Source organism: Caldicellulosiruptor obsidiansis OB47 (assembly GCF_000145215.1).
Lineage (GTDB): Bacteria > Bacillota > Thermoanaerobacteria > Caldicellulosiruptorales > Caldicellulosiruptoraceae > Caldicellulosiruptor > Caldicellulosiruptor obsidiansis.
The window spans coordinates 2135004-2148233 of sequence record NC_014392.1 but is presented as its reverse complement, the minus strand read 5'-3'; the positions used below and the strand labels follow the sequence as shown (position 1 = coordinate 2148233).

Here is a 13230-nt window from a genome sequence, read left to right as displayed (position 1 = left end):
AGGTTCAAAATTTGGAAAAGTTTTTCCATTCATATGGCTTTGGTTTGTTTCCTTTTGAGACAATCTATTTTGATAAAAAGGGTGCACATTTTTTGTATGACCATTTCATGAGATTTAAAAGGGCTTTTTGGATACTTGGGCTTGGATTTGATTTAGGATTTGAAAAGTTCAAGGAAACCTTAGAGAGGTATATAGCCTGCTATGGGAAAGATTATGGTGGGGTAAGAATTTTATGTCTTGATGGCAATTTGATTTTAGAACTAAAGGAAGTAAGGTATAGCAAAGCTCTTTTCCAAAAAGGTTTTGAGCTAAAAATCGCACGGACAAGAAAGGATAAAGCTAATATACTCAACTATATAAAAACTACCAATATAGGTGTCAATTTAATTGAAGAAAAAAGTGCCAAGAGAAAAGGATTTGACAGCTGTCTTTTTCTCAATCAAGATGGTTTTATATGCGAGGCAGCGTTTGCTAACATTTTTTTTAGAAAAGATAAAGTGATTTATACCCCTCACATTTTGTGCGGTCTGCTTCCTGGCATTGTCAGAAAACATGTGATACGGGTATCAGAGGAGTTAGGGTACATGGTAAAAAAGGCTTATTTGAAAATAGAAGATATTAAGAATATGGATGAATGTTTTATTACAAGCAGTATAGCAGGCATTTTCCCTGTTTTGCGGATTGATAACATTGAGTTTAAACAGCGAAGTTTTGCAGAGTATTTACTGAGCATGGAAAAATTTGAACGGCCGTGGGTGTGTTAAAAGATAAAAAACAACAAAAAATGGGCTGCTAAACCCTCTTAATTTTGAGCAGCCCGTGTGCTTTTTAATTTTGTGCCGATTCAGTATTTTCAATCTTTGCCTTACTGAGCGCATCTTCTACTGCCATGATAATACCATAAGAGGTCCTTGTTGCACCAGAGATAATATCAACATTTGTTGACTGAGACTCTATTATCTCTTTAGGAATAATCTCAAATGGCAGCTGTGCAAAGCTTGGTGTTTCGTGATGAGAGATTATTTGAATATCTGTAATTTTATCGTTTTTGATTGTAACCTGAACAACAAGCCCTGGTCTGTATCCAAAACCTTCGCCTGTATATGTTCCATCTTTGTAAATTTTAGAGGCAGATTTTTGTGTGGTAGTTTCCTGAGAATTTTGTGTAACAAGGCTTGTATTTTCTGATTCAGTTTGATTTTCTTGCAAGCCCGAGTTATTTTCAGATTGGATACTTTGTGAAAAAGTTGTTGAAGGTTTTGAAGATGAAAATTTTTGGTTCAATGGTTCAATAGAAAAAGCAGTAGCAAAAAAGCTTGCAACTGAAAACATGCCTGCAATGGCTGCGGCAGAGGTATACCGTGGGTCTATTTTGGTCTTTGCGATGTTCAGCTCAATATTTAACCTTGGACAGCTTTCAACGCATTTTACACACGCTATGCACTCACCTTTGTAATTTTCAACATTATTCATATCTATTCCCATTGGGCACGTGCTACTACATATGCTGCACTTTCCACAGTTTTTGTCTGCCTTTTTGACAAATAAAAGTTTTGCTCTGGAGATTATATTGAAGATTGCACCAAGTGGGCAGAAGTATCTGCAATGGGCTCTGTTTACAAAAAGGCTCAAGATTAATACAAACACAAAAAATACAAAGCTTGGCAAGTATGTCTTTATATCAAAATTCAAAGATAGCAGGTTGTCAAAGGCATCCCAGGGGTCAGCATAAAAAGTTTTTCCAAACGTCCACACAATCACAATGAGATACACAAGCACAAGGTATTTTATCATTTTAAGAAAGCTATCTAATTTTTTAGGCATTTCAAATGTCTTTTTAAAGATTTTCTTGGCCAAAAAATGTATCCATTCCAAAATGCTCCCGAATGCACATACCCAGCCGCAAAAAAACCTTCCCAAAAAGATTGTGATAATCAGGGTTACAATAAGCATTATAAAGTTCTGATTAAATTGAAAGTTTTCCTTGCCCAAAAAGGCTAAATAAAGGCTTTTTATTTGAGATATAAGCATTGCAAAAGAAAGAGGAAAGAAAATAAGTGAAATAAGCTGGATGAAAAACCTTAGTATTTGTGTTGGCATTACTTTTTTTGTCACAGAACAATCACCTCATTTGTCTTGATAACTCTAAATGAGCTGTCGCACAGGGTAAACTTTTGTGCAAGCCCTGGTGTTATATATATTTCTCGAAAAGAAGTAGCAACCACTGCTTCAATAGTTTTGCTGTCCTGTATGAAGCTTATGGCCTTTTTAAATCCCATAGCAAAAAGGGCAGTTGACATCGCATCTGCAAATGTCGAGTTTGTGTCAACAACGGTTATACTTGCGATGTCATCTTTTGCAGGAAATCCTGTTTTTGGATTGATTATATGTGAAAGTTTTTTGCCATCAATTGTAAAATACCTTTCATAACTTGCTGAGGTTACAACTGAAGTACTACCAAGCTCTAAAAAACCCAGCACATCTTCTCTTGTTTTAAAAGGATGCCGAATTCCCACCTTCCAAAGGCTCTCATCGTGTTTTTTCCCAACTGTCAGTATGTGCCCGCCAAGGTCGACAATTGCTGAATTTATACCTTCCTGTTCAAAAATCTCACGTATTTTGTCTGCAAGAAAGCCTTTGGCAATAGCTCCAAAGTCAAGCTTGACTTTGTTTTTGAGCTTTACTTTGTAGTTTTGTAAAAGCTGTACATTTTCTGAGCCTGAAAAAGTAAGAGCAAGTTCTACTTCTTCTTTTGACGGCATTTGGTTTTTTTGTTTTGCTTCTTTCCACAGGTCCATAAGTCTTTTTATTGTTATGTCAAAATAGCCTTCTGAAAATTTGCTGTATTCAAGCGATTTTTTTATGAGATTATAAACCTCAGGACAAACCTTTATGGGGATATAACTTCCATATCTATTTAATTTTGATACCAAGCTTTTTGGTCTGAAAACTGACAACTTATTTTCCATATCTAAAATAAAATTATGAGCTCTGTCAAATGCACATTCAAAGTTTGGCTGATAAAAAACAAAATGAATGTCTGTGCCAAGTGCAAACATTGATTTTATAGTCTTTATCTCATTTGAAATCAAGGCTGTGTCCATTACTGTCAATCAAGCTCCTTCTGTGCAGTTTTTGTAATATCTATTATAAGGCAAAAAAAGAGATGGTGTGTGAACAAATTGTGAAAAGATTGTGAAATGAAATTAAAAAATTGTGAAATTCAATTTTCAAGAATTTTTCGAATTGTGAACAGAAGAAGGGGTTTTACCTTTTCGATTGGAGCAGGTTCACTGTTGACAATGCTCGAGTAAGTGAGTGAGCTTACAAGCTCAAGTATCATGAATATTACCATTTCAAGTTCTTCTTGAGAATAGTTTGTATTGAGGTTTTTCAAAAACATCTCTTTTGCTTTTTTGATTTCAACAAGCTGGTCATTTTCGGTAATCTTTTTATAAAACACCCATGAAAAATCCTTTTTTAAGAATCTAAATAACATTCTGTTTTTGCTAAGATAATCTATAATATACTCAAGAAAAAACAAGAATTTGTCAACAGGCGAAGGAAATTCTTTGCTTGAGACTTCCTGCAATGCTTTTTTGACAATCTCGCTGCTTTTTTTGAGAATTAACTTTTCCAAGATATCCTCTTTGTCCTTGAAATAAAGATAAAAAGTTCCTTTTGCAACGCCAGCTTTCTTTACTATTTCATCTATTGCAGTAGCTGTTATTCCCTTTTCAATAAAAAGATTGTATGCAGCCTCTAAAAGTTTGTTTTCTTTTATTATCTTCTTCTGTTCTCTTTTTCTTCCTTCTTTTCTAAGAAGCATTTGCAATCCCTTTCTTTTAAAGTTGAAAATGCATTTTACTATCAAACATTATATCTTATAAACCCTATACTTTCAAACCATTTTTCGCAAAGCTTTGTCCACTCTTTGACATATAGGGTATCAGTGGCAAGACCAAGCCCGTGTCTTCCATGAGGAAAGATGTGAAGTTCAAATGGTACCCCATGTTTTTTTAGAGCCATTGAAAACAAGAGAGAGTTTTCGACAGGGACGCTACTATCATCGCTTGTATGCCACAAGAATGTTGGTGGTGTTTTGCTTGAAACCATGTTGTGTGATGAAAGTGCCCACACCAACGCTGGGTCGGGGTTTTCACCAAGCAGAGCTTTTTTGCTGCCTTCATGGGCAAATTCAGCAAGGCTTATCACAGGGTAGCATAATACCATACAGTCGGGTCTACAGGAAATTCTTTCAACAGGGTCATTGTTTTTCTTGTCACCGCCGTCAAAATGTGTACCAACCAAAGACGCTAAGTGTCCACCCGCAGAAAAACCCAAAACACCAATTCTATTTGGATCAATATTCCATTTTTTAGAAAAGTATCTTACAAGTCTAATTGCTCTTTTGGCATCTAAAAGAGGAGCAGGGTGTTTGTAAGGATGTACTCTGTAGTTTAATGCAAATGCTGAAATTCCGATTGAGTTTAGCCAAAGACAAACGGGTTCTGCTTCATGCTGTGCTCTGTGTGTGTACCCGCCACCGGGAAATACAATTATACAAGGTAGCTTTTTGCCACTTTCAAGTATGTAAGGCACAAGATGGGGTTCAAAAGGGTTTTCAGAGTCAAAAAAAGGAATATCATTTTGTTTTTCCCAAAGAGGTATCATTATTGATCATCCCTTCATATAAAAGATGTTTTAAACGGGAGGTTTGTTTATTGTCCCAAAAAAATTATAATACTCTTTTTACTGTTTGAAAATTTTAATTTGAAATTTATTGACTCATGTATTATAATATAATTATATTCTTATACAATTATGAAAGGTGGAAAAACAATGAAAAATATCATCAAAAGTTTTTATCCATCATGGTTTGTTGTTTGTATGGGTACTGGAATAATGGTAAATCTTTTTAAAGCTGAAGGGCAGAACTTTCTGTCTTATGTCTTTACCTTGATTAACATTATATTTTTTGTAATGATATTTTTGATCTGGTTTGTAAGATGGTTTGTAAGTTTTGAAGATGTAAAAAAAGATTTAACCAATCCTCTTTTGTCAAATTATTTTGCTACAATGCCTATTTCTCTTTTGATTGTAGGGCTGAACATTTTGATTAATCAACAGTATTTTGGAAACAATTTTTCGGCTTCTTTCGTAAAGTTTTCTTATTACTTAGGAAGTTTTCTAATGATAATATTTTCTGTAATAACATTTTTAGTGCATCTTTCTAAAAAAGAAATACCAAACTCAGTTTTAAACTTTGCATATTTTATGCCGCCTGTTGGAAATTTGATTGCACCAATACTTGGAAATGAGATTATAAGCAGAAATTTGATAGATGGAAATCAGAAAAGTGTAATAGCTTTTATTAACTTAGCTATGTTTGGAATAGGATTTATGTTGTTTTTGAGTTATCTGCCAATAATCAAAGGCAGATTTATTTTGCATGAACCTGTTGAAAAAGGACATTTTCCAACCATGTTTATCTTTCTTGCACCTGTAGGTGCTACGATTGTCGTTTTGAAAGGTTTTGTTCAGAGCCTCAAACTCACAGGGATAATGAATGATTCAGTTTTACTTGGTTTAATAAACATGGTGGTAACAGCGTTCTGGGGATTTGGATTTTGGATATTAATAACACTTTTTATCTTACTGTTGAAAAATTTGAAAACTCCATTTAGTCTTGCATACTGGGCATATGTATTTCCTGTTGGGATATTTGCACTTGCAACTTTTAAAGTAAACTTAACTTATAATTTTTGGTTTTTAAACTTTCTTGCAAAGTCTATTGTCTGGGTTTTATGTATTGTGTGGATATATAATTTATTTATGACACTTAAAAATGTGTTTAACAAAAAACTTTTAATAAGATAAAATAGCTATACTTCTTGTTTGCAACTACTGAATTTATTTTATTCCAAAATAAGTAAAACCACGGGAAAAATAAAAAGTCCCGTGGTTTTATAGTTTTAATAAATAGTTCAAATTTTTGTCTGTGCAATAAAGTTGCTTATAATTATAATTACAATTATAGCAAGCGTTATAAAAAAGTATATCAAGTCTTTCTCAATTAAAAACATAAATAAAGAAACAACAAGTCGTGCAAAAGGAGTTAAAAAAAGTATATACAGTCCTATCTTTATAATCAAACTCCCTACAGCAAGATTAAAAAAGATATGCAAAAAAAGCCCTATGCATATAACAAATATGCTCAGAAATACTCCAGCTCTTAAAACTAAACTTATAATATCTTCTAAAATCATTGTTTTCTTATTATCCAATTTAAAACAGCCCCTTTCTAATCATTTCAACAGCTGTATAAATTAAAATCAAAGCAAATGCAATTTTAAGATATCTTGATTTTATGTAAGGCATAACACGTGCACCAATTGTAGAGCCAATAAGAACACCTACTGCAACGGCGCCACATAAGTTAAACACAATATCTCCTCTTGCAATATATATGCTTATGCTTGCAAGTGCAGTCACACCCATCATAAAATTACTTGTTGCTGTTGAAACTTTAAAAGGAAGCTTCATTATTGTGTCAAGTGCCAGAACTTTAAATATACCACTGCCAATACCCAAAAGACCTGATAAAATCCCTGCCAATGTCATCATCAGAAAGCCGCCTGTAATATTTTGTGCGCTATATTCTATCTGTTTATTTTGAATCTTGTCCAAATAACTTCCATAAAGTTTTAATTTCCTTGACCATTTGGATATTTGCAAGGTGGCAGGTTGTATCTTTTCATCTGATTTTCTATTTTTTATCATTAAAAATGAATTGTATAGAAGAAGAATTCCAAATATGAGCGATAAAATTTTCGTAGGCAAAATACCACTCAAGATTGCCCCAAGTACACCGCCGATAACTGTTGCAAGCTGCAAGAACATTCCTATTCTAAGATGAGTAAGTCTATCTTTGACAAATGCCGACGCAGCTCCAGACGATGTTGCAATGACTGATACAAGCCCAGCTGCTGCAGCCTGATGCATATTAAACTTAAAAACAATTGATAAAAATGGGATTATAATAAGCCCACCACCAATTCCCAGAAGAGAACCAATAAAACCTGCAATAATCGACACAGCCAAAATTTGGACAATCATTATGTTCAGCTCCTTAAAAATAAAAATGGCGGAGAGAGTGGGATTCGAACCCACGGCACCCTTTTTGGGGGTGCGCACGATTTCGAGTCGTGTGCCTTCGACCACTCGGCCATCTCTCCACCTTTTTATTTTGCACAATCAATTATAATTCATCTTATCAGCATTTTCAAGTCAAACTTTTTCATATTATAATTGACAATTCCACAAAATAGAAGTAATATATTTATTAAAGCGTATATTGTGAACAAAATTGTGCACCAAAGCAGCATGTTTTAAATGGCATCACAAAAGCACAGGAGGTGCAATCAATTTGAAAAAACCTGAACTTCAAGTTGGACTCAGATTTGAGATTGAGGAAGTGGTAAGTGATAGCATGCTTGCTTCTCATTTTCAAAGCGGACTTTTGGATGTCTTTGCAACTCCGTCAATGATAGCGCTGATGGAAAAGGCGGCACTTCTCTGTGTAGAGAGCTACTTGGAAGAAGGTTATACCACGGTTGGAAGCAAAGTAGATGTTTTGCACTTAGCACCAACCCCAAAGGGAATGAAAGTAAAAGCAGTTGCTCAGTTGATTTCCATTGAAGACAGAAAACTGACATTTAAGGTTGAAGCATATGACAGCTTTGAAAAGATTGGAGAAGGTATTCACGAAAGGTTTATTGTGGACCGTGAAAGATTTTTAAACAAAACCTATCAAAAGGTAAGGTGAAATACCTATGAAAAGCATATCAAGAGTGCAGCAGACCACCCTTGAGCCTATATCCAAAATTGCAGAGAAAATAGGACTTGACGATGATGACATTGAGCTTTATGGAAAGTACAAGGCAAAAATCAGTTTAGATGTGCTCAACAAAAGAGCAGACAAAGAAGATGGAAAAGTTATTCTGGTGACATCTATTAACCCAACACCTTTTGGGGAGGGGAAGACAACAACTGCGATTGGTCTTTCTATGGCAATAAACAGGCTGGGGTTTAAGTCTATTGTTACTTTAAGAGAACCTTCCTTAGGACCGTTTTTAGGTTTGAAAGGTGGGGCAACAGGTGGCGGTGCTTGTGAGATTTTGCCCTCAATTGATATAAATCTTCACTTTACAGGAGATATTCATGCTGTGACCTCTGCAAACAATCTTCTTTGCGCTGCTATTGACAACCACATTTATCATGGAAATAGTCTTGGAATAAATCCAAAATCTATAACCATAAAAAGAGCAATAGATATGAATGATAGAAGTCTTCGGCACATCATAGTTGGGCTTTCGAATGACCAGAAGGGTGCTATAAGAGAAGATGGTTTTGTGATCTCTGTTGCTTCTGAAGTGATGGCAATTCTGTGCCTTTCAATGAATTATGAAGAGTTAAAAGAGAAACTTGGGAATATCTTGGTAGGTTTTACCTATGATAAAAAGCCTGTATATGCAAAGGATTTAAATGTCCAAGGTAGTATGGCACTTTTGCTGAAAGATGCATTAAAGCCAAATCTTGTTCAAACGTCTGAAAATACTGCAGCGATAGTTCATGGTGGTCCTTTTGCAAATATTGCGCATGGAACAAACAGCATTGTTGCAACAAGAATTGCTCAAAAACTTTCTGATTATGTTGTTGTTGAGGCAGGTTTTGGTTCTGATTTGGGAGCAGAAAAATTTATTAATATTGTTGCAAGAAAATCTGGGATATACCCGCAAGCTGCTGTGTTGGTGGTGACAGTAAAAGCGCTGAAACATCATGCAAAGATTGAAGAAAATAACAATTTGCAAAGCTGTGCAAGCTTTATTCAAAAAGGGCTTGAGAATTTAGAAAAGCACATTGAAAATCTTAAAATCATGGGGCTTGAGACAGTGGTAACTTTAAATAAATTTCCGGATGATACAGAAGAAGAGATTGAAGCTATAAAGTCTTTTTGCGAGCAAAAAGGTGTGGAATTTTCAGTATCTACTGCGTATGCTGACGGTTCAGAAGGTGTGCTTGATCTTGCTGAAAAGGTTATAGAGGTGAGTAATAAAAGGAAAAAGGTAAACTTTGTTTACCAGGATAGTGATTCTATTGAAGAGAAAATTAAAAAAGTTGCAACAATCATATATGGTGCAAAAGATGTACAGTTCTCAAAAGTAGCTTTGTCAAAACTTGAGCTTATAAAGAATCTCAAGATTGAACATTTTCCAATTTGTATGTCAAAAACTCAGTATTCGCTTTCTGATGATCCGAAAGCGCTTGGAAGACCAAAGGATTTTGTTCTAAATGTTACAGATATAGAGATAAAAAATGGAGCTGGTTTTATAGTTGTAATGTGTGGTGATATTATAGCAATGCCAGGACTTGGTAAAGACTTTGCTGCTCTTCATCTTGACATTGACAGTAGCGGAAATCCCATTTTTAAGTAAGTTCTTTTTTTAGACTATACATGTGCACAAAAATGTGTTCAAAGGGAGGTTGAAAAGTATGATTGATACAACAAAATTTTCGCTTGCAGATTTTATGAAGAGTGAAGATAAAAATATCATGGAGCTTGCAAAGGAGTTCTGGGAATATAAAGAAGACTATGTCAGAAGAAGACATTATCAATACAGAAGAGTTTCACTCACAGGGTCAGGTCCGACTATGAAGATTATTGACCACTATACAGGACAGGTTAAAGAGATGATAAACCTTGCATCAAACGATTATCTCAACCTTACAAAACATCCAAGAACAATTAAAGCAGGGATTGAAGCTGTCAAAAAGTACGGAACTGGTGCAGGGTCTGTGCCACTTCTTGGTGGAACACTTGACATTCATGTGGAACTTGAAAAAAAGCTTGCAAAGTTTAAAGGGTGCGAAGATGCTCTCATTTACACAAGTGGTTATGGTTCAAATTTGGGGACAATTTCAGCAATTTTGCATGAAAAGGACGTTGCTATACTTGACATGTATGTGCACGCAAGCATAATTGATGGGTGTAGAAACACCAATATAGAGTTTTTCAGACACAATAACATGGATTCTCTTGAAAAAGTTCTGAAGAAGGTTAAAGACAAGTACAACACAAAACTTGTAATAGTTGATGGTGTGTATTCAATGGATGGTGACATTGCTCCGCTTGACCAGATTGTTGAAATTGCACATGCCTATGGCGCGTTTGTCATGGTTGATGAGGCTCATGCTACAGGTGTGATTGGCAAAAATGGAAGAGGAACACCTGAACATTGCAACGTGGAAGGCAAGGTTGATATAGTTGCAGGGACTTTATCCAAGGCACTTGGCGCTGTCGGTGGATTTATCGCCACCAATAAAGAGCTTGTAAACTACCTGCACTTTTATTCAAGAGCATATATGTTCTCAACAGCACCAACACCCCAGGCAACAGCTTCTTTAATTGAAGCGTTAAATGTTATTGAGGAAGAACCAGAGCTTCGTCAAAGACTTTGGGACAACATCAGGTATTTTAGGGAAAACCTTTTAAAGCTCGGCTTTAACCTTGGCAATCAGCAAACAGCTATCTTCCCAATAATTATAGGAGATGATTATAAGGTAAAAGAGATGTGCAGAGAGCTTCATGAAGCAGGAATATATGTAAATCCAGTATTTTATCCTGCAGTACCGCGAAGGCTTTCAAGGATTAGAATTTCACTTACAGCTGGGCATACAAAAGAGCATCTTGACAGAACATTAGATGTTCTTGAACACTTGGGCAAAAAATACGGTATAATTTAAATATTAGTAGATTCATTAGTAGATTCATCTAAAGAAGGGGCTGCTACAAAAAGAGTGCAGCCTCTTAAAGTTTTTAGACAAATTCTTAATAAATTCTTAATAAAATGAAAGGAGATTTGAAGAATGAAAGCAGTTGTGTTTGATGCAAATGTTGCAAAGTACATAAGAACTCTTTTGCTTGGTAAAATCTCCAAGAAGTTTTTTTACAATAGATTTTCATGTATTCAATTGAAGGACATTCCTGAACCTGAACTTCCTTCAGAAAACTATGTAAAGATAAAAACTACATATGCAGGAATTTGCGGTTCTGATTTGAATCTTATATTTTTACATGATTCACCTTCTACCTCACCTTTTGCTTCATTTCCTTTTGTCATAGGGCACGAGAATATTGGAGTGATAGTTGAAAAAGGCAAAGCTGTTTCCGAGTTTGAAATAGGTGACAGAGTCATTGTTGACCCTGTGCTTGATTGTGATGCGCGCGAACTTCCAAGATGTCCGTCCTGTCAGGAAGAGGAGTTTTCTACCTGCCTTAACATAACAGAAGGAAAGCTTTCACCTGGTACAATTATGGGAGCGTGCAGTACAACAGGAGGGTCGTGGGGAGAATATTTTGTTGCGCACAGGTCGCAGGTTATAAAGGTCCCTGATACTGTTAAGGACCAAGAGGCAATACTTGTCGACCCATTAGCATCAGCACTTCATCCTGTTGTAAGAAATTTTCCGAAGAATAGCGAAAAGATTTTGGTTTATGGAGCTGGTATAATTGGTCTTTTGGTTGTCTGGAGCCTGAGAAAACTTGGAAGCAACGCAGATATTACTGTGATTGCAAAATATGATTTTCAAGCAGATCTGGCATTAGAGTTTGGTGCAAACAGAGTTGTAAAGCCAAGGGAAGGGTATTTAGATGACCTTGCTAAGGTAGTCCAAGCCAAAGTTTTTCGACCAATGATTGGTGATAAGGTGTTGCTTGGTGGGTTTGACAAAGTATTTGATTGTGTAGGGTCAAAAAAGACAATTAGAGATGGTATGTGGCTTACAAAACAGCGAGGAAGCTATATTCTTGTAGGGCTTGCATCGGTTATAGAAAAGGTTGATCTGACCCCAATTTGGTTCAAAGAACTGAATGTCAAGGGTGCTTACTGTTACAGTACAGAAAATATAAATGAATACAGGATGTCTACGTATCAGCTTGCACTGAGCCTTATTCAACAGCACAAAATTCCATATGAAAAATTAATTACTCATTATTTTAAACTTGAAGATTATCAAAAAGCCATTGAAGTTGCCTCATCAAAGGGGAGTGAAAAGAGTATAAAAGTTGTGTTTAAATTTTTGTGAAATTTTACAATTAAAAAGTAGTTGCTAATATGGCTTTAATAATATTAAAATTGAATTAACATACAGGTAGTTTTGTTAAGAAAGTTAACTTTTTGCGCATATACATCAAAAATATGGATATATATTTTAAAGAATACAAGAAAGGAATTGGCAGTTGGTGAAAAGGTTATGAGAGAAAAGTTTAGCAAGGTATATTGGATAGTCACATTTACTGAACTGTTGCTATTTTTTGGTCTGGCTTTGTATATTCAGTTTCAAACTCATACATATAATACAATTTCATGGATTTTAATCTGTACAAGTTTGAGTTTGATTATAGTTTCAGGATATATTTTTGGAATTTCACCTATTATAAATGAATTTAGTGCCCGGGTTAAAAAAATAGAAGATATTTTAAGAGTATTAGAAGATAACTTTGAAATTAGCGTCGAAAATAATACAAAATTTGAGAATGCTATACATTCAATACAGAATAAAATTTATTTGTTAAAAAACCAAGAGAAAATTGAAAATCAATTTATTTCTGACTATAAGGAGATACTTATAAGAAACATCCAGCTAATATATTCAATAGCAACTGAAAAAGAGCAAAAGGAGATTGAGGGACTTGCAAAATCACTTTTAGATACCTTAGAGGCAAGCGGGTATTCAAATCGTATATTTGTTCCGCTTTGGTATGAGGTGACGTTGTTTCAAACAATTCTTTCTGGCTGTGTTTATTCACTGAATAATAATTTTGAAATAGTTGTAAATTTTCACGACGATAGTTTGAAGGAAATATTTGTACTTCACGGGACACTGGGTTTTATTGCAAAACTCTTTACTGGTTGTTCACAGCGGCAGCTTCCAATTAAAAGTGTGATACAGATTTCGATATTTGAATTATCAGGGATGCTGAATATAAGAATATATTACAATGATGTCATAAAGAACTATGAGAAGATTGAAGAAGTGATGAATATTCTCAAAAATAAATTTGTGCTATATTATCCTGAGGGTACATATCTGCTGACATATTCAACCGGGGATAATCATTTTGTGCTTGAGATGACTTTGCCTAAGATAAAATCTTCTGATAGTTGA

At 35.0% G+C, this 13230-nt stretch carries 13 protein-coding genes and 1 tRNA gene; 7 read left to right on the top strand and 7 right to left on the bottom strand.

The features are described 5' to 3' along the window. Positions 1-11: 11 nt before the first annotated feature. Positions 12-764: an aminotransferase class IV gene (locus COB47_RS10010; protein WP_013291255.1), complete on the top strand. Its 753-nt coding sequence runs from the start codon at positions 12-14 to the stop codon at positions 762-764. A gap of 64 nt (positions 765-828) precedes the next feature. Here COB47_RS10010 and COB47_RS10005 read toward each other — a convergent pair whose 3' ends face one another. From COB47_RS10005 to COB47_RS09990, 4 genes are all read right to left on the bottom strand, one after another. After that, on the bottom strand, positions 829-2115 hold the full coding sequence (locus tag COB47_RS10005; RefSeq protein WP_013291254.1) for a 4Fe-4S binding protein: 1287 nt from the start codon (positions 2113-2115) through the stop codon (positions 829-831). Beyond that, the gene (locus COB47_RS10000; protein WP_013291253.1) at positions 2112-3104 is read right to left on the bottom strand and encodes an FAD:protein FMN transferase; all 993 of its coding nucleotides are present in this window, start codon (positions 3102-3104) and stop codon (positions 2112-2114) included. Before COB47_RS10000 ends, COB47_RS10005 begins: the two co-directional genes overlap by 4 nt. Positions 3105-3223: 119 nt before the next feature. Beyond that, positions 3224-3829 (bottom strand): TetR/AcrR family transcriptional regulator, encoded by a 606-nt coding sequence (locus COB47_RS09995; protein WP_013291252.1) that lies wholly within the window; start codon positions 3827-3829, stop codon positions 3224-3226. A gap of 41 nt (positions 3830-3870) precedes the next feature. Next, the gene (locus COB47_RS09990; protein WP_013291251.1) at positions 3871-4674 is read right to left on the bottom strand and encodes an alpha/beta hydrolase; all 804 of its coding nucleotides are present in this window, start codon (positions 4672-4674) and stop codon (positions 3871-3873) included. Positions 4675-4842: 168 nt separating this feature from the next. Between COB47_RS09990 and COB47_RS09985 the strand changes: the two genes are divergently transcribed. Next, entirely contained in the window at positions 4843-5880 is a 1038-nt protein-coding gene (locus COB47_RS09985; protein WP_013291250.1) for a TDT family transporter, read from the top strand. A gap of 107 nt (positions 5881-5987) precedes the next feature. On the opposite strand, the gene COB47_RS09980 is transcribed toward COB47_RS09985, so the two are convergent. The 3 genes from COB47_RS09980 to COB47_RS09970 form a co-directional block, all read right to left on the bottom strand. Further along, positions 5988-6287, bottom strand: a complete 300-nt coding sequence (locus tag COB47_RS09980) for a DUF1634 domain-containing protein (protein ID WP_013291249.1) — start codon at positions 6285-6287, stop codon at positions 5988-5990. A 1-nt stretch (position 6288) separates the two neighbouring features. Beyond that, the gene (locus COB47_RS09975) at positions 6289-7119 is read right to left on the bottom strand and encodes a sulfite exporter TauE/SafE family protein (RefSeq protein WP_013291248.1); all 831 of its coding nucleotides are present in this window, start codon (positions 7117-7119) and stop codon (positions 6289-6291) included. Between the two features lie 26 nt (positions 7120-7145). After that, positions 7146-7238 (bottom strand) — tRNA-Ser (locus tag COB47_RS09970). Between the two features lie 191 nt (positions 7239-7429). On the opposite strand from COB47_RS09970, the gene COB47_RS09965 reads away from it, so the two are divergent. The 5 genes from COB47_RS09965 (at position 7430) to COB47_RS09945 (ending at position 13230) form a co-directional block, all read left to right on the top strand. Beyond that, positions 7430-7828, top strand: coding sequence for a thioesterase family protein (locus tag COB47_RS09965; protein ID WP_013291247.1), 399 nt, complete (start codon positions 7430-7432; stop codon positions 7826-7828). A 7-nt stretch (positions 7829-7835) separates the two neighbouring features. Beyond that, on the top strand, positions 7836-9497 hold the full coding sequence (locus tag COB47_RS09960; protein ID WP_013291246.1) for a formate--tetrahydrofolate ligase: 1662 nt from the start codon (positions 7836-7838) through the stop codon (positions 9495-9497). Between the two features lie 58 nt (positions 9498-9555). Continuing rightward, entirely contained in the window at positions 9556-10806 is a 1251-nt protein-coding gene (locus COB47_RS09955; RefSeq protein WP_013291245.1) for an aminotransferase class I/II-fold pyridoxal phosphate-dependent enzyme, read from the top strand. Positions 10807-10929: 123 nt separating this feature from the next. Continuing rightward, positions 10930-12147: a zinc-dependent alcohol dehydrogenase gene (locus COB47_RS09950; protein WP_013291244.1), complete on the top strand. Its 1218-nt coding sequence runs from the start codon at positions 10930-10932 to the stop codon at positions 12145-12147. A 168-nt stretch (positions 12148-12315) separates the two neighbouring features. Next, positions 12316-13230, top strand: coding sequence for a hypothetical protein (locus COB47_RS09945; RefSeq protein WP_041742804.1), 915 nt, complete (start codon positions 12316-12318; stop codon positions 13228-13230).